The organism is Rhizobium sp. 10N414, assembly GCF_056394785.1.
On the sequence record NZ_JBFTIN010000055.1, the window covers coordinates 1 to 21,431 of the forward strand.

The following is a 21,431-nucleotide window of genomic DNA, read 5'->3' on the forward strand; positions in this document are numbered from 1 at the left end:
GGCAGCATGCCCATGGTGGCCGGGTAGATGCTGCCGATCCTGATCTGGCGGATGCGACTGCCGCCGGCTGCCCGCGTCAGTTCGGTGGTCAGGTCGATGTCGCTTAAGATCCGCACACAGCGATCATAAAAGGTCTCCCCTGCCCTGGTCAGTTCCACCCGTCTGGTCGAGCGGATGAACAGCGGACAGCCAAGTTCCCTTTCCAGCGACATAACATGATTGCTCAGCGCCGGCTGGGCAATGCACATCCTGGCTGCCGCCCGGCCGAAGTGCAGTTCCTCGGCCACCGCTTTGAAATAGGTGAGTTGGCGTAGTTCCACCGGTTCGTTCCTCTGCTCGCCATGTAAGCATGGTGAGATTACCATTTTTCGTATAGAATCGCCAGTTATTTTATTCGCAACAGAATGATCAGGTGGACGGATGTCGCCACGTGATCTACTCGCTTGGAATGTTAAGAAACTTCGTGTTCGTCGAGGCCTCTCACAAGAGCGGCTTGCGCTCGAAGCGGGACTAGAGCGTGTCTCAATCTCTCAACTCGAGCGGAAACAGGTGAATCTCGGAGTAGATTCGTTAGGAAAGATTGCCTCTGTATTGCACTGCAAGATTTTTGAGCTTTTGCTCGAACCGACCGAGGGCGAGCGACCGCCGCAAAATTTGCGTCGCGGACGTCCAACGAAATAAGTGATTTGCCTTGCGATCCATGAATCCGCATACGATCCCAAGATGCCCTGGAAGGTCCAGATGAAACTGGCCGCGTGATGGATTACCGGGCCGAGTATGCGTTGACTTGATGACGACAAGATCGGCGCCCTGATCGGTGCTCACGCACGCACCCCAAATGCACGTATTCAAGGCCGCGCACACGACCGCTTTTCAGACGACGATCCTGTGCACGCAATTGGTCGTACAGCAGCCTGAACTTTCGGCACCCAGCGGATAACCTAGGGTTCGGCATCAGTCACAGAACACCTTACGAACGTAGGTATTACCTGACGTCACCATGGCATCCTTGGCGGGATGAGATTACTCGTACGGCGAATGTCGCCGAGGCCGAACTAGCGGACAAACGCCTGACGCCAGCTTCGTCGAATGATCGCAAACTAGCCGCGTTTTGATGCCCACGAAGGGTTTCAGCTTCGGGAGCGTTCGGCCAACAATACGAGGCTTTTTTGGCGCTCAGTCTGCAGACAATTTGTCCGTCTGGTTATACCCAATTTCCCTCAACTCGAGCACCCTTGCCGCTAAGCCGCGGCTATATTCGCCACAAGTATCCGTTGACGCCTTTCCACTAACGATGGGCAATAGCTTCAGGGCGAGTTCCTTGCCCAGTTCGACGCCCCACTGATCAAAGGCATTGATCCCGTAAAGCTGAGCTTCAACGAACACGCGATGTTCGAAGAGTGCGATCAGGCGGCCAAGTGTGAATGGATCCAGCTTTCTGTAGCAGAGCGTAAGCGACGGACGTTCCCCGGCAAAGCGGCGATGCGGTGCCATGGCATGGGCATCATGTTCACGGTAGCCCTCGGACCGAAGCCGATTGATCGCTTCCTGCAGTGTCCGTCCCTGCAGAAGCGCCTCCCCCTGAGCAAGGCAATTCGCGATCAGCAGGTCCTGGTGAGTTTGGAGGTCTGGCTCATGTGATTGAGCGGCAAGCAGGAATTCGACGGGGACGATGTCGGTACCCTGGTGCAGCAGTTGAAAGAAGGCATGCTGGCCGTTGGTCCCGGGTTCCCCCCACACGACGGGACCGGTGGGGCCGCTAGCCGCTTTCCCATTGAGCCGCGTCTGCTTGCCGTTGGACTCCATGTCTAGCTGCTGAACATAGGCTGGGAACCGCGCGAGTCGTTGGTCGTAAGGGATCAGTGCGCGCGAGCGGTAATCTTGCGCAGCGCGATGCCACCAGCCCACTAGCCCAAGCAACGTCGGAAGGTTTTGCTCGATCGGAGCGTGCAGGAAATGCTGATCCATACTGCGCGCTCCGGCGAGGAATTCCCTAAACTTCACGGGGCCGATCGCCATCATCAGCGGCAGGCCAATCGCCGACCAGATCGAATACCTGCCTCCTACCCAATCCCAGAAGCCGAAGCTCCGGTCGCGGTCGATTCCAAACTCTTCGATCCTGTCCAAGGCAGTCGAAACAGCGCAGAAATGAAGACCGACAGAGTTTTCTCCCAGTGCATTGGTGATGAAACTTCGAGCCATTGCAGCGTTGGTTATCGTCTCGATCGTTGTGAACGTCTTGGATGCAACGATGAACAGCGTTGTCGCAGGTTCAACTGTGGCGAGAATGTCCGTGATATGAGCGCTGTCGACGTTCGACACGAAGTGGATCCGTGGTCCGCTATGATACGGAGCAAGCGCGAGTGTTGCCATGGCCGGGCCGAGGTCTGAACCTCCGATTCCGATATTCACGACGTCGGTGAATTTCTTGCCAGTGCTCGATACGATGGTTCCTTCGCGGACACCTTCGGCGAAACCAGTCATCCGAACAAGAACGTCTTCGACATCCTGGCCCACAGGAACACCGTCGACCACATACCTATCAGATACAACTCCCCGGAGTGCGACGTGCAGCACCGCTCTTCTCTCGGTGGTGTTGATGCGTTCTCCGGCAAACATAGCGTCCCTTTGCCGCCGCAGATCCTTGACGCGGGCAAACTTCAAAAGCAGATCGCGGTCTTCCCGTGATAAGGCCGTCTTCGAATAGTCAAGCGTCAGGTCTCTGTCCGATACCGTGAAGTCCTGAAAGCGCGAAATATCTTTCTGGAAAAGCGCGCGGATGCCTCGTTTTGCCGCAAGCACCCCTCGGGCCTGGAGTTGGGCCTCAATGGCAGCCTGGTCGGTTCTCTTCTCTGACATGGTTCTTCCCTACTGAGAAATTGACATCGAGGGTCCTTCCGCCGGCTGTTCGTTGGACCTTCGACAGAATTATCGGACGATAGTATTGCCGGGCGCGCTCGGTCGTGTGCCGTACGCTCTGCCCAAGGTTACGAAGATCGCTCGAGGCACAAACGGAAAGCCGTCTGCCCACCATCGATCTTCTCATGCGGCCTGTGGCGATTTGCGAACGCGCGCCATTGCCTCCGCGACGACGTTTTCCACGGTAATGCCGAAATGGGAGTAGAGCTCTGGTGCGGGTCCGGAGGCACCAAACGATCGCATCCCGACGAAGGCGTCGGTTGGCGCAAGAAACCTGTCCCAGGACATTCCGGAGGCCGCCTCGATCGCAATGCGAGGGGCAATTCCGAGAACTTCGCTTCGATAGCCCTCTTCCTGCTCCAGGAAGAGCTCGTGACAGGGCATGGAAACGACGGCGGCAGCAATACCTTGTCCTCGAAGCAACTCTGCGGCGGCGGCGGCAATCTCGACTTCGGAGCCGCTGGCAAGAAGTGTAACGTCGCGGGAACCTGTCACTTCCTGCAAGACGAATGCGCCTTTTCGCGACAGGTTTTCCTCGACACCGCCTGTCCGCAGCAAAGGCAGATTTTGGCGCGAGAGGGACAAGACCGACGGACGCGGCTGGCCAAGAGCAATCTCCCATGCTTCGGCCGTTTCGATCGCGTCCGCCGGACGAAACACCAACATGTTCGGGGTTGCACGGAGCATGGTCAGGTGTTCGATCGGCTGATGTGTAGGCCCGTCTTCACCTAGACCGATGGAGTCGTGGGTCAACACATAGATGACACGAAGTCCCATCAGCGCCGATAGACGCATTCCCCCGCGCATGTAGTCCGAGAACACGAGGAAAGTCCCTCCAAAGGGAATGAACCCTCCATGCAAAGCCAATCCATTCATCACCGCGGCCATGGCGTGCTCCCGGATGCCATAGCGGATGTAGCGGCCTTCGTAGCTGCCCCCTTGAACGTCGCTGATACCCTTCGTAAGGGTGAAGACAGAGTGCGTGAGGTCAGCCGATCCCCCGACCGTCAGATCCGTGAGGTCGTTTACAACGCTGAGGGTATCCTCGGACGCTTTGCGGGTGGCGATTTTCGACGCGGCCGCCAACACCTTTCGTCGGTATGCCCTCATCGCGTCGGCAAAACCGTCGGGCAACTCCCTGACGAGCGACGCGTCGAAAGCGTCTCGCTTCGCAGACCGCTGGTGGCGCGATAGCCATTTTTCGCGTTCGGTCTTGCCACGAGACGCAACGTTCCCCCAGGACTTTCGCACGTCCTCCGGAACAGAAAAAGGTTCGGCGCTCCATCCAAGATTATCGCGGGTTGCCGCGATTTCAGGTGCTCCTAGCGGAGCTCCGTGTGACTTCTCGGAACCTGCAAACTTCGGCGAACCGTAGCCGATCACCGTCTTGCATGCGATTAACGTCGGCTTGTCAGACGACCGGGCCGTCGCAATCGCTCTGCGGATGGCATCCTGATCGTGGCCGTCCACACGCACCGCGTTCCAACCGGAAGCCTGGACCCGCCTCACCTGATCGGTGGAGGTCGAAAGCTCGGTCGAGCCATCGATCGATATCCCGTTGTCGTCGAACAGCACTATCAGCTTAGCGAGCTTGAGGTGTCCGGCGAGATCAATCGCCTCCTGGCTGATACCTTCCATGAGACAACCGTCACCACAGAAGACATACGTGTAGTGATCGACCAGGTCGTCGCCGAACCGGGCGTTTTGCATGCGTTCAGCGAGCGCCATGCCGACGGCTGTGGTGAGCCCCTGACCTAGCGGCCCGGTAGTGGTTTCGATCCCCAGAGCATGACCGTATTCAGGATGGCCTGCCGTTTTCGCTCCCACGCGGCGGAACGACTGGAGTTGCTCGATTGTCATATCCTCGTAGCCCAGCAGATGATGCAGCGCGTAAAGCAGCATCGAACCGTGGCCGTTAGACAAAACGAACCTGTCCCGATCCGGCCAGTCCGCGACCGCTGGATCAACGTTGATAAAATCGGCAAACAGCACGGTTGCGACGTCAGCCATGCCCATAGGCATTCCCGGATGGCCCGAATTCGCCTTCTGTACCGCATCGATCGCCAGAAAGCGGAGAGCATTAGCCATATCCCTTCCGCTGGCATCTCGCGTTTCAGCCGAGGGCGTATTCCGTGTCGCTATGACTGTCATGTTCAAATCCCACGTGTTGGTACGATTGGAGTCCGGCAGGCGTCCTCGCGCGAGGATTTGCGGACAAGCCCGTCGCGTACGCGTCACCTTAGGATTCCCGGATCATGGAAAACGGGGCCGGCTCCCAACCGGCCCCACGCCTCACCCGGCGACCGCCGTCGCCGAGTGCTGCGAATCCTTCAGCCATCCGAGGCCCGCCTCGGTCGTGGCAATCGGTACGTATTCGCACCCGAGCCAGCCGCGGTATCCGGCGCCCTGGAGCGTTCGATTAATTGCGTCGAAATCGAGCAATGCAGAACCCGGCTCGTGCCGCCCCGGATAGTCCGCGATATGGACGTGAAGAATGTGGGCAGCATGCTTGTCTATTTGCTGATGTATATCGAGCCCGGCACTGACCGTGTGGAACACATCCAGCAACAGGCCAAGATTGTCGTCGCCTGCCTCAGCGATCGCGTGAGCAGCCATATCGGGGGTAGAGATGAAATAGTCGGGAACGGCACCGTCACTCATGGCCTCGACGATGATCCGAATACCTCGCTTCTTCGCCTCGCGAGCAGCGAACGCGAGATTTTCGATGTAGCAATCCCAGTGGAACCGGCTCCGCTTGCCCTTCGCCAAGACGCCCGCCATGGCATGGACCATGCCGACACCGACGGTCTCGGCATAGTCGAGCCCTTCCGCCACGCTCCGACGAAATTCTTCGCGCCGTTCGGGGAAAATGCCGATGCCCTTCTCCCCTTTCTGCGCGTCGCCCGAGCGCAGGCCGAATTGCGTATAAGTCAGGTTTGCGGACCTGAGCCAACCCGCCATTTCCTTTGCAGGCACCGAATAGGGGGAAGGATGCTCCACCGCGTCGAAACCGTACTGCGCGGCGGCGGCTACTCGTTCGGCCAACGGCTTCTCCGTGAAAAGATAACCAATGTGGGCGCTATAGGGGAATGTCGACATTGTCTTCTTCGCTTGTTGTAGAAGCGCTGGTCCGCTGCTCTGGAGGTCGTATCGGCAGGGCGGCGAATAGACCGTCGCCCTGCCCGGTCGATGTCACTGCCCGGCGATATTCCAGCCGCGGCCGTGATCGCCAAAGCCCTCGCAGCCAGTAGCAGTAATTGCCACGGTGTCTTCGAGCTTGATGAAACCACGCTCGGTGTGATGAAGTTCAGTCTCGATCGAGATCACCATGCCATCCTCGAGCGGCTGCTCGCGGTGATGGGCGGTGTATTGCGGGACGGCCGTGCTCATCAGCCACGGGGCCTCGTGGCTTACGATGCCCATCCCGTGCGCGGAGAAGAACATCTTGTTGCTTGCAGAGCATTGCGCTAGGGCGCTGTTGGCGTTTTCGAAGATTTCCGCACCGATCGTGCCCGCGCGGAGGTTCTTGCGGGCTGTCTGCTGTACGAGCTCGACCTGGCCAAGCAGATCGATAAGCTCCTGGTCCGGCTCCTTGGTGTAAGCCATGCGGCATACGTCACCGATATAGCCCTTGTAGTTGCCACCGGAATCGAGGGCGAGGGTTTCCCCCTCCTCCCAGATCTTGTCATATGGAGCGCGGTTGAACGCCGTTCCGACGTTCGTCAGTGCATACTCGAACTTCAGGCCCCGGGCGGTTTCTTCCTGCCGCAGCGCGTCGAACAGCGTAAGTTTGCTGGTGCCCGGCCCGTGCTTGGAAATCACCGCGAGCATCGAGTCGACGACCTTTTCGGAGGCTTCCTTCAGCATCTTCAACTCGCCGGGCGTTTTCAGTGCGCGGAGGATCTCGAGCGTGTAGGTCGCGTCGGCAAGCTCGACACCCGGGAGCTGTGCCTCGAGAACTCGGAACGCATCAATGGGCATAAACCCGACCTCGATGCCGACCCGCCCCTTCGCGCCGTTTACCTGCTTCAGCAGTTCAGCCGCCGCATTTGCATAGCCAGTGCTCACATAGTTCTTAAGATTGAGGTTGGAGACCCAGAAACTGCCGAGTTGCTTCTCGTAGCGTTCCATCGGAGCGCCGACGTAGCCGGAGTCCAGCGGGCGGCCCTTCACATAAATGAAGAACGGCAGATAGCGGCTGAGACCGTGTGCGTCCATGTAGTCGTAGAAGAAGAAGCGATACCCGCCCAGCAAGTACTGGATGCTGTGTTTAGAGGTGACGAGCAGCGCATCAAGCTTTGCTTCCTCCATAAGGCGATCGAGACGGTCCGTATCAAATGGCGGCTTGCCGAGCTTGGAGGTGTCTTCGACTGGATTCCCTTCCGAATATGCAAAGCTCATGGGTAGATTCCTTTCAGTGCGATAGAATTTGTGGTTCTCGCGTCCGGAGCCTGACCGGGCGCAGTATGGATGGCTGGGTTCGGTCAGATCTGGGCTGGCCGACCCAACGCCGGCTGGGGGCGGACTGGCACACTGTCCCGGACCGTGTCCTCCTCCGGCATCTCACCGCTATCGAGGATCGCCTGGGCGCGCTCCGTGTCCACAGCACCAACCCAGCGACCGACGACGAGGGTGGCGATGATATTGCTCGTAAGGTTCGTTGCTGCCCGGATTTCAGCCATGAAGCGATCAACTCCAACAAGGAGAGCGAGACCAGCCACAGGAAGAACGCCAATCGAAGGCATGGTCGCAGCGAGTGCAATGAAGCCGCCACCTGTTACACCTGCCGCACCCTTGGAGGTGAAGAGCATGATGAACAGAATGGTCATCTGGTGCCACAAGGTCAGGTCGGTGTTCGTCGCATGGGCGATGAAGAGTACTGCCATGGTCATGTAGATCGCGGTTCCATCCATATTGAAGGAAAAGCCGGTGGGCATGACGAGACCGACGACTTCCTTGCGGACGCCGAGATGCTGCAGCTTTGCCATGGACCGCGGGATCATCGTTTCGGCGGAAGTAGCGGCGAACACCACCAGGATCTCGTCCTTGAAGTAGGACAGGACCTTCCAAAGACTGAATCCCGCCATCTTGAGGAAAGAACCGAGGACAAACACCACGAACAGGATGCTGACGATGTAGACCGCGACGACAAGCTGACCGAGTTCGAGTAGGGAGCCGAGACCGTATTTGCCAATCGTGAAGGCCATGGCGCCGGCAGCGCCGAGGGGTGCGAACCGCATGATGATGTTGACCATGCCGAACAGTGCGTAGGATGCCGTTTCCAGGAAGCCGATGAACGGCTTTGCCTTGTCGCCGATCTTGCAGAGCGCCAGTCCGAAGAGCACGGCGATGAAGAGGACCGGCAAGATGTCGCCATTGACGAACGGGGACAGGAAGGTCGACGGAATGATGTTGATGAAGAAGTCTGTCAGCGTGACGTCATGTGCTTTCTGGACGAAGGTCGATACAGCTCCAGCATCGAGCGTCGCGGGGTCTGCGTTTATGCCCCGGCCAACGGGCCAGATGTTTCCGACCGCCATGCCGATGAGAAGCGCAAGGGTCGATGCCACTTCAAAGTAAATGATGGCCTTGATTCCGACCGAAGCAACCTTGCGCATGTCGCCGATGGTGGCGATCCCGACGACAATTGTCAGGAAGATAATAGGTGTCACGATCGCCTTGATCGCCTTGATGAACACGTCGCCGAAAGGCTTGAGGGCCACTGCGAACTGCGGCTCAAAATAGCCGATCGCGATGCCGATGATCACGCCGATGATAACTTGGATATAGAGCTTGCTGAGCCAGCGCATGACGATGTTCTGCTGGCCTGTCTCAGAAACTGTTGAAGATACTTCTCGTGCCATGTGATCTCCTCCCGGCAGGCGAGTGACTCTATTCAACATGCTCCTGACGCTTCGGGGAATGCTCCGCGGTTTGCAGCGTCAAAAGCTTTGTCGGGTAGCGGTAGGGCTACGTCTCAATGCTGTTGCAAAGGGGGGCTGGCCTCCTCAATCCCGGCCAGCCCCGCGCCGTTACTCGGCAGCCTGTGCTATCGCGACCGACTGCTTGTTTTTCACCACAACCTTGATTGCGTCCTCGACGCGATCCTTCGCATAGCGAAGTGCTTCGGGCAGGTCTTCCATGTCGAACGTGTGGGTATGAATGATGCGCGCGTCGAAACGCTTCTGACGCATGAACGCCTCGGCACGGTGGGTCGCCGATTTGCCTTCACCACGGATCCCGTAAAGGTAGATGTTGTTGCGTACGAGGTAGGCGACATCGATCGGCACCTCTTCGCTCGGGAAGGCCGCCAGGCAAATCTTGCCGCCGCGGTTGAGCATGCGGGCAGCTTCGTTGACCGCGTTCGGCGCTCCGGAGCATTCGACGACGTAGTCGACGCCCTTCCCGTCCGTCAGACGGCGCACGGCTTCGACGGCATCCTCGTTGCGAACGTTGATAACGTGGTCAGCCCCAAGCTGCTTTCCGATCTCCAGGCGGTTGTCGCGGGTCCCGGTTAGGATGACCGGCTGTGCACCAAGCGCCTTTGCCACCGCCGCGCCGAGGAGACCGATCGGTCCCGGGCCACTCACCACGACGGACTCACCAGCAACCAGACCGCCAAGTTCGGTCAGTCCATACATCGACGTACCAGCGGTAACGACAAGCGTCGCCTCCTCGTCGGTCATCGAGTCGTCCACATGGATCAGCGTGTTGACATTGTTGACCTGATATTCGCAGAAGCCACCATCGGTCGTGAAACCGTTGGCCCGATGACCCTTGTCGACATCACCGTAGTTCTTGCCGTAGTTGTGGCACGATGTGTACATGCCTTGGCGGCAACGCTTGCACTGACCGCAACCCGCATGGATTTCGACGGTGACACGGTCGCCGATATTGAACTCGTCTACGCCACGACCAAGGGCAACGACCGTACCCATGTATTCATGACCGGGCGTGAAGTTCTTGTTGAACGGCAGGCCTCCCTGGATCTGTGCGGGCGGGCCATGGGCGATGATCTCGAGATCGGTCGCGCAAATCGCAACGGCATCGATCCGCACCAGGACTTCGGCCTTCTTCGGAGTGGGTACCGACTTGTCAACCAGGGTGAGCTGACCAGGATCGCCAAGCACCCATGCCTTCATCGTTTCCGGAATGGGAAAGTCGGGGTGGGTTTTCACGTCTGCAGACTGCGGCATGCTTCTCCTCCTTAGGAAATAAATTCTCGTTTGCCCGGCAAAATCTACTGGGCATTTGATGGTTACTGGTTCGGTTCAACTTGAAGGAGCACTCTTACTTGAGGACCGAAGAATTGAGGTCTGGGTGCTCCGTTTGTTTCTTGAAGTATCGTCGCATTGGCGGTTTCACGCGTCAACGAAACAGCGTGGTCTTTCGCAATGTGAAATTCACGCTGCGGACGCGGATGCCGCGTCTCGTGCCTCGGCGGTCAAATACGCCGCGACGACCTCGACCTCCTTCTTGGATCCAAAGACAAAAGGTCTACGCCCGTGAAGGTCAGCAGGTGACAGTTCGAGCATTCGCCGATGACCGTCGGTAGCAGAACCGCCCGCCTGCTCGATGCAGAATGCTATCGGATTTGTTTCGTAGATCTGCCGAAGGCGACCGCTGCCATAGCCCTTGCGTCGATCGCCAGGGTAAAGAAAGACACCCCCGCGCTGCAGGATTCGAAACGTATCTGCGACAAGCGAACCGGCATATCGCATTCCGAAATTCCAAGTGCGCGGCCCCTCTTCTCCCGCCTCGGCATCTTCGATGTAACGTCTAGTCCCAGGAGTCCAGTGGCGGCGGTTGGACGAGTTGATCGAGTACTCCCGGGTCTCCGGGGGGATGGCGTGTGCTTCGCGCATCAAGACAAAACCAACACTGTCCCCGCGCCAGATGAACGTCATCGTCCCTGAACCTACCGTCAGGACGAGCAGGAGCTGTGCGCCATAGATGAAGAACCCGGCCGCGGCTTGACGGTCTCCGCGCTGTTCGAAAGCGGAGCGCGGATCTGTGGCACCTACGTCCAAAGGCAACAAGGAGAAGATCGTACCGACCGCAATGTTCGTTTCAATGTTGGAGGAACCGTCCAGCGGATCGATGGCAAGCGCCAAAAAGCCCTCGCCRCCGAGTTCGATTGGTTCCTCCTGCTCCTCGGAACCGTAAAGGCGCACCGGCGACATCGACGCCGCAGCTAGAAAAGTATCGTCCGCAAACACATCCAGAGGCTTTTGAGTCTCCCCGCTGGCATTGGAGGAAGTATCACCTACCGATCGCCGCTCGGGAACCCGGCCTGAAGCAATCGCGCGATGAACCGTAACGGCCGCCGCAGATAGATGAAGAACCGTCTGCCCGACGTCGCGCAACACAAGCGAAGAGGCAAAGTCGTCGAGATAACTTGCGAGAGAGGCAGTCATACTTCGAATCCTTGATTTAACATGGTGAGGGCCGATTATTCAGGTTCGTGCCAGGTGCGCCCGTCGCGCTCGATAAGAGCGATCGCACTCGACGGCCCCCACGTTCCCGATGCGTAACCTTGGACCTTGTGCTCCGTTTCTTGCCATGCCGCCAAAATGGGATCGACCCATTCCCAGGCCGCTTCAACTTCATCGCGGCGCATGAAGAGCGACTGGTCCCGGCGGATCACGTCCATCAAAAGGCGCTCGTACGCATCGGGATGGCGAACGCTGAATTCTTCCGCGAAACTCATGTCGAGTGACACCTGTCTTAGCCGCATGCCTCCCGGACCGGGATTCTTGATCATGAGCCATTGCTTGACACCCTCACCGGGCTGCAGACGCAACACCAGCCGGTTCTGCGAGATGTGCCCACTGGACTCATCGAAAATCGACATCGGGATGGACTTGAACGTAACGACGATTTCCGAGGCGCGGGTCGGCATGCGCTTGCCGGTCCTCAGATAGAAGGGCACTCCAGCCCAACGCCAGTTATTGACCTCGGCCTTTAGCGCGACAAAGGTTTCCGTATCGCTCGACGGTCCGCCCAGGTCGTCGAGATAGGCTTGTACGGCGCCGCCATCGCCGGCACCCGCACGGTACTGGCCGCGTACAGTTAGCTGGCTGACGTTGGCCGACGTGATCGGCTTTAGCGCCCGAAGGACTTTCAGCTTCTCGTCCCGTATTGCATCCGCCTTGAACGTCGAGGGCGGCTCGAGCGCGACAAGCGCCAGGAGCTGCAGCAGATGATTCTGCACCATGTCACGCAATGCACCTGCGGTGTCGTAGTATCCTGCCCGGCTACCGAGGCCGACGCTCTCTGCAACCGTTATCTGGACATGGTCAATGAACGACGAATTCCAGACCGGATCGTAGAGGGTATTGGCAAAACGCAATGCCATCAGGTTCTGGACCGTTTCCTTGCCCAGGTAATGGTCGATACGGAAGACTTGGTTTTCGTCAAAGTGCCGCGCAATCTCGGCGTTGAGATCACGCGCAGAAGTCAGGTCCCGCCCGATTGGCTTTTCGATCACCAGACGCGTCCGTGCGTTGACAAGCCCGAAGGACTTGAGCTTCGCTGCGATCGCACCGAATATCGAAGGGGCTACGGCTAGATAAAAGGCGCGAACGCGATCACCACCGCCTTTGTCGAGAAAGGCTTTCAACTCCTTCCAGCCGTTCGCTCCAGTTGCATCTACGCTAATGTAGGATAGTCGCGAAAGAAACCGTTCAAGCACATTGCTTGTCAGCTCGCTTGCTGAAACGTAGGTCTGCAAGGCTTTGCGTGCGAAGGCGCGGTAGTCCTCGTCCGAACGCGTCGTACGAGAGACGCCGACAATGCGCGCGCCGTCGGGCAGGTTGTTGTCGCGATCGCGGTGGAAGAGTGCCGGCAGCAGCTTTCGCTCCGCAAGATCGCCACCCCCGCCGAAAATGACATAGTCGAACAGGTCGACCGTACCATTGACGCTTCCCATCGTAACCTCCCTAGACCGCAGGCCACTGGTGGTGGAAGGTGCCCTCGCTATCGAGGCGACGGAAAGTATGCGCACCGAAGAGATCGCGCTGCCCCTGGATCAGATTTGCCGACCCGCGTTCCCGCCGATAGTCGTCGAAATATGCCAGCGAGGCGGACAGGGCCGGTACCGGAACGCCCGCGTTTACGGCCTTTGCGACAACACTTCGCAACGCATGTTGGCCTTCGCTTACCCGCTTTGCGAAAGAATGCTCTTGAAGCAGATTGACGACTTCGCCTCCGGTTTCGTAAGCCTGCGTGATGTCCTTCAGGAAGACCGACCTGATGATGCAGCCAGCACGCCATATCCGAGCGATCTCCCCAAGGGGCAAATCCCAATTGTATTCGCGTGAGGCAGCCGACATGATCGCATAGCCTTGAGCGTAGGCGATGATTTTTGCCGTCTCCAGAGCGGCTTCGAGTTCCGCCACACTTGCCTGGTCGGCACCGAACGCGCCATCGGCAAGGATGATATCGTAGTAGATCTTTCCGGTGACGAGCCGCTCCTTTCGCAGGGAGGACAGGCTACGGGCGGAAACCGCTGCCTCGAGAGTTGTCGCGCCGATGCCCAGCTTCTGAGCCTCGATCACCGACCATCGTCCGGTTCCTTTCTGGCCCGCTTCGTCGACGATCACGTCTACGAGCGGCTTGCCACTTTTGGAATCGGGCTCAGCGAGTACCGTTGCACTGATTTCGATGAGGTAGGACGACAGTCCGCGCTCGTTCCAGTCTCGGAATATGTCCGCCATCTGCGATGCGGAGAGCTTCATGCCATCGCGCATGATGCTATAAATCTCGGCGATCATCTGCATATCGGCATACTCGATGCCATTGTGGATTGTCTTCACGAAGTGTCCCGCACCATCGGGACCGAGCCATGCGACGCAAGGGCTGCCCTCATACTTGGCGGAAATCGGCTCGAGCAACGGCTTGAGCCTGCTCCATACCCGCTGGTCGCCCCCGACCATGATCGAAGGTCCATGGCGGGCGCCAAGTTCACCACCGGAGACGCCCATTCCGACGAAATGAAAGCCGTCGCTATCCCACCTGCGGTTTCGGGCAACGGTATCGTTGAAATCCGTATTACCTGCATCGATAACGATGTCGCCTTTGTCCAGGAGCGGCGCGAGGACCTCGAGCTGTTCATCGACGGCTGTACCCGCATTGACCATCAAGACAATGACACGCGGCGAACGCAGCGATGCTACGAAGCTTTCGATCGATGTCTGCGGATGCAGCCGCCGGGCAAGCTCCGGGTTGTCTGCGGCCAACTTTTCCGCCTTCCCCGGTGTGCGATTGAACAGCGCGACCTCGGAGCCTTTCTCGGCGAAATTGAGTGCGAGCATGGCACCCATCGTCCCGAGACCTACAACCCCTAAATCAGCAATCTTCTCAGCCATTACTTCCTCCCAATGAATAGATCGACTGGCAGGACAAATACCTCGGAAGTACTTGCGCGTCGCTCTGTTGAACGGCGATTTTACAATGTGAAAATTCGAGCCGACTGGCATTTGTGTGTGGGATCCCATTTGCCATCCTTCGCCCCGCTCTACCGAACATAGGGACTGCTCGAGACAGACGGGTCCCGGCGCGCTCGCATCATGCGGAAGCTGTAGATCAGGTTCCAATCGAGTTTGGGAGACGCCAGTAGCGGCTTCGTGAGCGAAACGGCGACGGCCTAGGGCGACCTGCCCAAGGCGGCAACACGCTTGCGCCGTTCCTGATGCCGGAAAGTCAAGGGACCGCAGCACAAGGCGGGGCGGCAGCGAGCCACGACATGCTGGGCCCCTTTCCAAGCAGGCCATGACCGCTCGGGCGTAGTGGAGCACGCGAGCGTACGACGTCAGGAATCCACAGGAAATCACGTGTGGCCCGGCATGCCCACCACGCTTTTCATCGGTGCCGCAAGGTCGGTCGATTCAGACGAAACATCCTGCGGGCATCCGACCCGACAAGTCCCGAGCGCAGTCCACGACAGCGCGGGCTACGTGCTTCCGGTAATCTTCGCTGGCGCGCTTCCTGGGGATTGTCGCGCCAATCGAACACACCACCGCTCCCGACATATCGCGAACGACTGCCCCGTATCCGACGAGGTCTGGACGAAATTCACCATCGTCCATCGCAAAGCCCGAACGTCGGACAAGCCGCAGTTCCTCTATCAACCCGCCGAGCGAGGTTATTGTTTTTTCGGTGAACCCGGTTAGCCCGTTATCGGCCACTACGCGTGCCAACTCATTCTCGGGCAACCACGCAAGGATGGCCTTTCCGGGAGCGGTTGCATGGACAGTATGCAGTTTGGTGTACTCGCGAAGGTCGAGTTGCGGAGCAATATGCGACGGCAGTTGAATGTGGGTCACGAGCGCGGCGCGGCGCAACACAGCCATCTGCACGGCCTCGCGCAGGTTGACGTTCAGTTCCTGGAGGCTGGGGCGGACGAACTCCGCCAAGTTGTAGTCTCTGGCCGACTGGCGAGATATCGTCTCGAGCCGCGAACTGAGAGAATAACCACCGTTTCGACCCCCATAGACAACGTAACCCCGTCTCACAAGCGTCTTGATCAGATGGTGGCAGGTTGAAAGGTTGATCTCAACCACCTTTGCAATCTCATTGAGCATCAAAGGGGCATCGCTGAGCGATAAAGCTTCCAATATGGAAATGGCCCTGTCCACCGACTGGATGCTTTTCCCTTCGCTCTTGCCCGAATCCGTGGTCGAAATCTTGTACTGGCTCTGCCGAGACTGCGCTTCGCGCCAAGCGCGATGATTAGCCGCTTCCATAAGCTCCTCCGAATGTTTCCTCCACCGCAGAGCGTAGGATTGAGGCTGTTCCCGGTCAACATTTCATCGGGATTATTTTCACAATGTCAAAATCGATTCAGAGGCACGGCATCGATCCAACTCGGATCTGATGCCGCGCGATTTTCACCTCATGAAAAGCCGTTAAGCGAAGTTGACCGAGCCAAGGCTGCCCTCTGTAATGCGGGGCCTGACAGACCGGCACGACGATAATGCTGGTAGCTATTGCCCCAAGCGAGGAGGCAAAGGGAGGATACATGAGCGTTGAACTGAAGGCTATGAGCACACTTGCTGTCGAGCTCGCGCTGAAGACCCAGTTGCTGCCTGCCTGGCAATCTCTCGGTCATCGCATCGCGGTTGAATGGAATCCTACGGGGGTGTTGATTGAAGGGGTCAGGAGGGGTGATCGGGCAGATGTTCTGATTGCGATTGATCAGCCTATCGATGAACTGGTCGAGGCAGGGATATTGCTCGGTGGGTCGGTTCGACCACTTGCGCGCGCAAGCTTCGGCCTCGGCGCACGCCGCGGCGAGACCCTTCCCGATATCTCGACCCCGGACCTATTCAAGCAGGCACTCCTCTCGGCACGATCGGTCGCGTATTCGCAGACAGGTGCTAGCGGCATTCATTTCAGGGACGTAATCGAACGGCTCGGGATCGCAGACGAGATCAATGAAAAGGCCACCATAATCCATGCCGGCTTCACCGCGGACAAAGTGATCTCCGGCGACGCCGATCTCGCCGTACAGCAGGTTAGCGAACTCATGTCGATCGATGGCATCGAGGTGGTCGGTCCTTTTCCTGAGCCCTACCAAAAGCATACCGATTTCTCCGCGGCCGTTTTCTCCGACGCACCGAATCCTGAAGTTGCGCAGGCTTTTGTCCAGCACCTCACCGACACAAAGGCCGCCGGGATCTACGCCCGGTCCGGACTTGTACCGCGTGTTCGGCTCGCGGGGTAGGAAAGGAGGACGCTATGATGAATCCGCGACCCCGCATTGTTCTCCTTCACGCGACACCCGTAGCCATGGAACCGGTAAACACCGCCATGTCGGCACATTGGCCGGAAGCCGACGCAGTGAACTTGTTGGACGACGGACTTACCATCGATCGCGCCAAGGAAGGTGCCGACATTTCCGAGGCATTGATCGAGCGCTTCGTCGATTTTGGCCGCTACGCGCAGCGGATCGGAGCCGATGGCATCCTCATCACCTGTTCGGCCTTCGGGCCTGCCATCGATCGGATGGTCGAGGTTCTTCCGCTCCCCATCCTGCGACCGAACGAGGCAATGTTCCGGGAGGCGATCGCAGCCGGCAATCGGATCGGCATGCTTGCGACCTTTGCACCCGCGGTATCCACGATGGAGGACGAATTCCGACAGTTCGCCAAGGAGGCCGGGGTGGCGAGCACCCTTGAAACGATCGTCGTTCCCGACGCAATCGATTTGCTAAGGCGCGGCGAAGCGACCGCGCACAATCGTCTTGTCGCCGATATGGCCCCTCGGTTTGCTGATCGGGACGCGATCATGCTGGCGCATTTTTCCACCTCGCGAGCAGCCTCGGAGGTCCGGCGTAGGGTGGACAGGCCCGTCCTTACGGCTCCCGAGGCCGCCGTCGCACGCATGAAAACACTGGTCATGGAGTAAGAGATGCTACTCGGCGTCATCGCAGATGATTTCACGGGCGCGAGCGATATCGCCAATACGCTCGCCAAAGGTCTTCCCAGACAGGGCGGCCTGGCCACTTCGCAATTCATGGGCATTCCGGAAGGCGATGCCTCACCTGATATCGAGGCGGGAGTGATCTCCCTGAAAACGCGCTCGGTTGCCTCCGAGAAAGCAGTCGAACGATCTCTCGAAGCCCTCCACTGGCTCAAAGCGCAGGGCTGCCGCCAAGTCGTTTTCAAATATTGCTCGACATTCGATTCCACGCCGGAAGGCAACATCGGCCCCGTTGCGGAAGCGCTCGCCGACGTATTGAACGTGAAGGGCGTTGTCGCCTGCCCTGCATTCCCCGCCATGGGGCGCACGCTGTATCAAGGGCATCTCTTCGTCAATGACAAGCTCCTCAACGAATCCGGGATGCAGAACCACCCGTTGACACCCATGACCGACGCAAACATCCGGCGTTGGCTCCGGCTGCAAACCAGTACTGAAGTCGGCCTGGTAGCGACGGAAACCGTTCGGGGGGGAAAGAATGCCATTCGAACGGCCCTGAGGGCCAGTGCAGAACGCGGGGAAACGCTCGTCGTCGTGGACGCAGTCAGTGACGCGGATCTTGTTTCCATTGGACTCGCCTGCTCCGACTCTCCGCTTTTGACCGGTGGATCGGGGATAGCGCTTGGCCTCGCCTCGAATTTCATTGCCAGTGGTCTTGCCAAGGGAGCGCGCGGGCGTTTCGAAGGCGTCAGCGGTCCCGAAGCCATTCTAGCCGGAAGCTGCTCCGGCGCGACACGAGGCCAGATTGACGTCCACACGCGCAATCATCCGGCGATGACCGTGTCGGTCGACGACGTGATGAGTGGACGCACGACATCGAACGATGTCGTTTCCTTCATCCGGGCCAATCACGGAAACGCGCCCCTGGTTTACTCTTCTGGCACGCCGGAGGACGTTGCGGCGGCGCAGGCGCGCTACGGCCGCGAAGCTGTCTCGGAGAAACTTGAGGGGTTGTTTGCCGACACGGCGCGCAAGCTCGTGGACGGCGGGGTCAACCGCCTTGTGGTAGCTGGCGGCGAGACTTCCGGGGCTGTAGCGCAAGCGCTTAATCTCGGGGATCTAGCAATCGGCCCTGAGGTCAGTCCCGGCGTTCCCGTCCTCGTCAGCCGACAGAAGGGTCTGGCGCTCGCCCTCAAGTCGGGAAACTTCGGCGGTGCAAACTTCTTCGAGGAAGCTTTGGCGGCACTGTCGGGAGAGATCCGGCCATGACCAGCGAAGCGGAAATACGCCGAAAGCTCGTGCTTATGGGCGGCGTTCTATACACGCGACAACTGGCTCATGGAAGCGCGGGTAACCTATCGGTGCGGCTCGACGACGGTTGCATTCTCGTCACTCCGACGAACTCAAGCCTCGGCTTTCTCGACGAAGAACGGATCTCGAAGCTTTCACCGGACGGCGAGCTGATCAGCGGAGACCCTCCCTCCAAGGAATACTTCTTCCACCTCGCAGTCTACCAGGAGCGTCCGGCGGCCCGTGCAGTCGTGCACCTCCACTCGACCTATTCGGTGGCTGTCTCCTGTCTCTGCCACGAGCAGACGGAAAATGTTTTGCCGCCACTGACCGCGTATCACGTCATGCGGGTCGGCAGGCTCCCCCTCGTCCGCTACTTTCGTCCGGGTGATCGGGCGTTGGCGGACGAAGTAAGGAAGGTTTCCCGGGATCACCGCTCCATGCTGCTCGCGAACCACGGGCCGATCGTCTCGGGTGCCAGTCTCGAAGAGGCGGTCTACGCCTATGAGGAACTGGAGGAAACGGCGAAACTGTTCTTCATTCTCGGCGACAGGAAGACTTCACCTCTGCGCGCCGACGAAATCGCCGAGATCAATAGAGCCTTCCCGAACTGAAAATCTCGCAGCCATACACGCCACAGGGTGGCGAACCAACATGTTAGGAGGAACCTTCATGACACTCGCTTCTATGCGCCAAATACTCGACCATGCCGCGGAGCGCGGCTACGGAGTTCCCGCTTTCAACATCACCAACCTGGAGACGCTCCTCGCAGTGCTCAGAGCGGCCGAACGCTCGGATAGCCCGGTGATCGTCCAAGCGAGCCAAAGCGCGCGCAAGTACGCCGACGATGTCCTTCTAAGCGGTCTGGTGAAGGCTGCGGCGCAGGGATTTCCGAAGGTGCCGGTCTGCTTCCATCAAGACCATGGGTCAACACCAGAAGTCTGCGAAAGCGCGATCGCACTCGGCTTCACGAGCGTGATGATGGACGGCTCGCTGGAATCTGACGGCAAGACGCCAGCCAGTTACGAGTACAACGTCGATGTGACCGCCAGGACCGTCGCGTACGCCCATGCGCGCGGGGTCTCGGTCGAAGGCGAAATCGGTGTTCTTGGCTCACTGGAAACGGGCGGTGGCGAACAAGAGGACGGTCACGGCCTTGTGGGGACGCTCGAGCGCGAAGAGTTGCTGACCGACCCGCAGCAGGCAGCGGATTTCGTCGCGGCAACAGGGGTCGACGCGTTGGCGGTCGCGATCGGAACGTCGCACGGCGCGTACAAGTTCTCCCGCAAGCCCACCGGCGACATACTGGCGATGGATGTCATCGCCGCGATCCATCAACGTTTGCCCTACACGCATCTGGTGATGCACGGAGCATCGACGGTGCCCGAGGATCTCCAGGGTCTCATCAACGAGAACGGCGGTCATATCTCCAAGACCTACGGGGTCCCATTAGAGGAAGTTGAAAACGCCATTCGAATGGGAGTTCGAAAAATCAACATCGATACGGATCTGCGCATGGCGCTTACCGGTTCGGCCCGGGAGTACCTCAAGGCCAATCCGGGATCCTTCGACATTCGCGGCATGCTGAAACCTGGCATTGCTCGCATGGAGGCTGTGTGCCTCGAAAGGTTCGAGCGGTTCGGAGCGGCTGGAAACGGCTCTCGGATTAGGGTGCTGCCGGCGGAATCGATGATCCAATTTTACGCCTGAATGCCCCGGGGCGAGTTTTGGGCGGTTCCATTCGGCGGTTGCCGCTCGGGCCGAGCAATTTAGTCAGATCGCCGAGAAGTGAGACTCGGCGATCTGTCGATATCCTCGCAGGCGCGCCAAGAAGCTCGTGCCGGAGCACAGAGGGCGGTTATGTGAAACTGGCTGTAGACGACTCCCTGCTCTGCCAGTGCTACGTCCGCCAAAGGCGAGGCCCGCGGCATCATATGGGTCGCCTCTCAGAACGTGTCGGTGTCCGCTCTGTCGCATTTGCGGAAGACCCGTCGGGGCACCAGGCTACGACAGGTCAACCTGGCCGTCATCTCCGCGCAAATGGCAGGAGAGCGTGACCCAACTAAAGCTCGCCCGTTACAAACTGCGCCGCGCCCCAGGCGAACGCGCCATACGGGTTACGAAATAACCTGCCGTACGGCCGGCTTCGACGTGGTCAATCCCTGCGTATCCGATCCGTGTCGAGCCCGGGACGTCCGAGACTACAGTTACGAGTGGTATGCCTCTGGAGCTCAGATCCTCTACAGCCGCGTGGACTAGCGGATGGTCTGGCAGGTAGGAGACCACCGCGTCGCAGGTTGTCCGGACCAATGCCCTAGCAAGAGTCTCCGGTCGCTCGTCGTCCAGAACGGTTCTATAAAGGATTATCGAGCGATCCAGCACACCTGCCAGCCTTTTGAACTCGTATCCAAGTCTGCCGATCAGCGGCAGTTCTGGACGTGGCAGGACGACATCGATTCGGATTATCCTCCGATGAGCCTGAGGAAGAGTTCGCCGGAGACCTAGCTCCCTAGCGGCTTGCAGAACTTTCTTGCTCACCTCTTCACTGACATTGCCCCTGTCGTTTAGTACACGATCCACACTGGCGGTACCCACCCCAGCTCGTTTCGCAACGTCCAACAGTGTGGCTCGCCTGCCGACTTTCTTGTCTTTCATTACAGTGAAACCACACTAAGCGCGCCGCCGAAATCTCGGTCATAATATTATCTGGGAGCTGATCGATTTCAATCATTGCCTCCCTGCCGCTAGTGACGGCATGGTCTTGAACGGGAATGAACCTACGACCAGCAGGGCAATTGAAA

At 58.8% G+C, this 21,431-nt stretch carries 18 protein-coding genes; 6 read left to right on the forward strand and 12 right to left on the reverse strand.

The genetic code is table 11. The annotated features are described in order from the left end of the window. A partial coding sequence (locus tag AC1DE4_RS28940) for a LysR family transcriptional regulator (RefSeq protein ID WP_477884258.1) occupies positions 1 to 320 on the reverse strand: 320 nt, incomplete at its 3' end. Positions 321 to 420: 100 nt separating this feature from the next. Here AC1DE4_RS28940 and AC1DE4_RS28945 point away from each other — a divergent pair. Then, the gene (locus AC1DE4_RS28945) at positions 421 to 681 is read left to right on the forward strand and encodes a helix-turn-helix domain-containing protein (RefSeq protein ID WP_113113703.1); all 261 of its coding nucleotides are present in this window, start codon (positions 421 to 423) and stop codon (positions 679 to 681) included. Between the two features lie 495 nt (positions 682 to 1,176). Here AC1DE4_RS28945 and pgi read toward each other — a convergent pair whose 3' ends face one another. The 10 genes from pgi to AC1DE4_RS28995 all read right to left on the reverse strand — a co-directional run bounded on the left by pgi (position 1,177) and on the right by AC1DE4_RS28995 (position 15,665). Next, positions 1,177 to 2,859: a glucose-6-phosphate isomerase gene (gene pgi, locus AC1DE4_RS28950; RefSeq protein WP_477817798.1), complete on the reverse strand. Its 1,683-nt coding sequence runs from the start codon at positions 2,857 to 2,859 to the stop codon at positions 1,177 to 1,179. Positions 2,860 to 3,042: 183 nt separating this feature from the next. Beyond that, on the reverse strand, positions 3,043 to 5,007 hold the full coding sequence (gene tkt, locus AC1DE4_RS28955; protein WP_477884260.1) for a transketolase: 1,965 nt from the start codon (positions 5,005 to 5,007) through the stop codon (positions 3,043 to 3,045). Between the two features lie 204 nt (positions 5,008 to 5,211). After that, positions 5,212 to 5,964, reverse strand: a complete 753-nt coding sequence (locus tag AC1DE4_RS28960; protein WP_477884262.1) for a hydroxypyruvate isomerase family protein — start codon at positions 5,962 to 5,964, stop codon at positions 5,212 to 5,214. Between the two features lie 147 nt (positions 5,965 to 6,111). Further along, entirely contained in the window at positions 6,112 to 7,320 is a 1,209-nt protein-coding gene (locus tag AC1DE4_RS28965) for a M24 family metallopeptidase (protein WP_477884264.1), read from the reverse strand. 83 nt (positions 7,321 to 7,403) lie between these two features. Further along, complete coding sequence (gene dctA / locus AC1DE4_RS28970; protein ID WP_477884266.1) at positions 7,404 to 8,783, reverse strand: C4-dicarboxylate transporter DctA; 1,380 nt, start codon at positions 8,781 to 8,783, stop codon at positions 7,404 to 7,406. Between the two features lie 168 nt (positions 8,784 to 8,951). After that, positions 8,952 to 10,115, reverse strand: a complete 1,164-nt coding sequence (locus AC1DE4_RS28975; protein ID WP_477884268.1) for a zinc-dependent alcohol dehydrogenase — start codon at positions 10,113 to 10,115, stop codon at positions 8,952 to 8,954. A gap of 207 nt (positions 10,116 to 10,322) precedes the next feature. Beyond that, complete coding sequence (locus AC1DE4_RS28980; RefSeq protein WP_477884270.1) at positions 10,323 to 11,288, reverse strand: class 1 fructose-bisphosphatase; 966 nt, start codon at positions 11,286 to 11,288, stop codon at positions 10,323 to 10,325. 83 nt (positions 11,289 to 11,371) lie between these two features. Beyond that, a complete protein-coding gene (zwf, locus tag AC1DE4_RS28985) occupies positions 11,372 to 12,850 on the reverse strand; it encodes a glucose-6-phosphate dehydrogenase (RefSeq protein ID WP_477884272.1) in 1,479 nt (492 codons plus the stop codon). Positions 12,851 to 12,860: 10 nt separating this feature from the next. After that, positions 12,861 to 14,288, reverse strand: a complete 1,428-nt coding sequence (gene gndA, locus AC1DE4_RS28990) for an NADP-dependent phosphogluconate dehydrogenase (protein WP_477884274.1) — start codon at positions 14,286 to 14,288, stop codon at positions 12,861 to 12,863. A 519-nt stretch (positions 14,289 to 14,807) separates the two neighbouring features. Then, on the reverse strand, positions 14,808 to 15,665 hold the full coding sequence (locus AC1DE4_RS28995) for an IclR family transcriptional regulator (RefSeq protein ID WP_477884276.1): 858 nt from the start codon (positions 15,663 to 15,665) through the stop codon (positions 14,808 to 14,810). Positions 15,666 to 15,940: 275 nt separating this feature from the next. On the opposite strand from AC1DE4_RS28995, the gene AC1DE4_RS29000 reads away from it, so the two are divergent. Genes AC1DE4_RS29000 through fba form a run of 5 tightly spaced genes read left to right on the forward strand, consistent with a single transcriptional unit; the run spans position 15,941 to position 20,340 of the window. Then, on the forward strand, positions 15,941 to 16,645 hold the full coding sequence (locus AC1DE4_RS29000) for a molybdate ABC transporter substrate-binding protein (protein ID WP_477884278.1): 705 nt from the start codon (positions 15,941 to 15,943) through the stop codon (positions 16,643 to 16,645). Positions 16,646 to 16,659: 14 nt separating this feature from the next. Then, positions 16,660 to 17,328 (forward strand): aspartate/glutamate racemase family protein, encoded by a 669-nt coding sequence (locus tag AC1DE4_RS29005; RefSeq protein WP_477884280.1) that lies wholly within the window; start codon positions 16,660 to 16,662, stop codon positions 17,326 to 17,328. 3 nt (positions 17,329 to 17,331) lie between these two features. Next, positions 17,332 to 18,609 (forward strand): 3-oxo-tetronate kinase, encoded by a 1,278-nt coding sequence (gene otnK / locus AC1DE4_RS29010; protein ID WP_477884282.1) that lies wholly within the window; start codon positions 17,332 to 17,334, stop codon positions 18,607 to 18,609. Beyond that, complete coding sequence (otnC, locus tag AC1DE4_RS29015) at positions 18,606 to 19,244, forward strand: 3-oxo-tetronate 4-phosphate decarboxylase (protein WP_477884284.1); 639 nt, start codon at positions 18,606 to 18,608, stop codon at positions 19,242 to 19,244. The genes otnK and otnC overlap by 4 nt, the downstream gene beginning before the upstream one ends. 58 nt (positions 19,245 to 19,302) lie before the next feature. After that, positions 19,303 to 20,340, forward strand: a complete 1,038-nt coding sequence (fba, locus tag AC1DE4_RS29020) for a class II fructose-bisphosphate aldolase (protein ID WP_477884286.1) — start codon at positions 19,303 to 19,305, stop codon at positions 20,338 to 20,340. Between the two features lie 366 nt (positions 20,341 to 20,706). Here fba and AC1DE4_RS29025 read toward each other — a convergent pair whose 3' ends face one another. Then, a complete protein-coding gene (locus AC1DE4_RS29025) occupies positions 20,707 to 21,285 on the reverse strand; it encodes a LacI family DNA-binding transcriptional regulator (protein ID WP_477884288.1) in 579 nt (192 codons plus the stop codon). Positions 21,286 to 21,431 lie beyond the last annotated feature (146 nt).

Bases quoted from the DNA above. Each gene is read 5' to 3' on its own strand.
- AC1DE4_RS28945 (WP_113113703.1), top strand. From the start codon at position 421: ATGTCGCCACGTGATCTACTCGCTTGGAATGTTAAGAAACTTCGTGTT.
- pgi (WP_477817798.1), bottom strand. From the start codon at position 2,859: ATGTCAGAGAAGAGAACCGACCAGGCTGCCATTGAGGCCCAACTCCAG.
- tkt (WP_477884260.1), bottom strand. From the start codon at position 5,007: ATGGCTAATGCTCTCCGCTTTCTGGCGATCGATGCGGTACAGAAGGCG.
- AC1DE4_RS28965 (WP_477884264.1), bottom strand. From the start codon at position 7,320: ATGAGCTTTGCATATTCGGAAGGGAATCCAGTCGAAGACACCTCCAAG.
- dctA (WP_477884266.1), bottom strand. From the start codon at position 8,783: ATGGCACGAGAAGTATCTTCAACAGTTTCTGAGACAGGCCAGCAGAAC.
- AC1DE4_RS28975 (WP_477884268.1), bottom strand. From the start codon at position 10,115: ATGCCGCAGTCTGCAGACGTGAAAACCCACCCCGACTTTCCCATTCCG.
- zwf (WP_477884272.1), bottom strand. From the start codon at position 12,850: ATGGGAAGCGTCAATGGTACGGTCGACCTGTTCGACTATGTCATTTTC.
- gndA (WP_477884274.1), bottom strand. From the start codon at position 14,288: ATGGCTGAGAAGATTGCTGATTTAGGGGTTGTAGGTCTCGGGACGATG.
- AC1DE4_RS28995 (WP_477884276.1), bottom strand. From the start codon at position 15,665: ATGGAAGCGGCTAATCATCGCGCTTGGCGCGAAGCGCAGTCTCGGCAG.
- AC1DE4_RS29000 (WP_477884278.1), top strand. From the start codon at position 15,941: ATGAGCGTTGAACTGAAGGCTATGAGCACACTTGCTGTCGAGCTCGCG.
- AC1DE4_RS29005 (WP_477884280.1), top strand. From the start codon at position 16,660: ATGATGAATCCGCGACCCCGCATTGTTCTCCTTCACGCGACACCCGTA.
- otnK (WP_477884282.1), top strand. From the start codon at position 17,332: ATGCTACTCGGCGTCATCGCAGATGATTTCACGGGCGCGAGCGATATC.
- otnC (WP_477884284.1), top strand. From the start codon at position 18,606: ATGACCAGCGAAGCGGAAATACGCCGAAAGCTCGTGCTTATGGGCGGC.
- fba (WP_477884286.1), top strand. From the start codon at position 19,303: ATGACACTCGCTTCTATGCGCCAAATACTCGACCATGCCGCGGAGCGC.
- AC1DE4_RS29025 (WP_477884288.1), bottom strand. From the start codon at position 21,285: ATGAAAGACAAGAAAGTCGGCAGGCGAGCCACACTGTTGGACGTTGCG.